The organism is Vibrio sp. 10N.222.46.A1 (assembly GCF_041473595.1).
GTDB lineage: Bacteria > Pseudomonadota > Gammaproteobacteria > Enterobacterales > Vibrionaceae > Vibrio > Vibrio tasmaniensis_A.
The window spans coordinates 1-505 of the sequence record NZ_JBFRSN010001197.1; the positions used below are offsets into that span (position 1 = coordinate 1).

At 42.8% G+C, this 505-nt stretch carries 1 pseudogene; it reads left to right on the forward strand.

Annotation, left to right across the window (positions count from 1 at the left end):
- Window positions 1–505, forward strand: a pseudogene (locus AB4496_RS25165) (hypothetical protein); the annotation flags it as partial.

Here is a 505-nt window from a genome sequence, read left to right on the forward strand (position 1 = left end):
ACGGCGACCGTGGCGACGACTCGAGACACGATTGACGAAGCGAACGAGACGTTCACGTTAACCGTGGGCACTCAAAGTAACACGGCCACCATCATTGATCATGACGTAACTATCAAAGTCCATGATGCTGCGCCTGTCGATGAAGGAGATAAAGCATCCTTTAAAGTGACATTAAATGAAGCCTCTTCTGAAAAACAGTATGTTAAATTTGAAGCGACAACGAATGGTTACGATACCGAATTTGATGATATTGATACCAATAGCCTAACTTACGAATACAAAGATGCTAACGGTGTATTCCAAGTTGCTAACGTCGTTAACGGTTATGTAGAAATTCCGGCAGGAAGAACTGAGCTTCGTGTAACGGTTCAAACCGTGCAAGACGATAAATTTGAATGGACTGAACGTTTTGGACTACACATTGTAGATACAAAATCTCAGGTCGGCGGAACGTCAAGTATTGATGAAGCTAATTCTGATCTGAAAGGTCAGGGTACAATCAAGT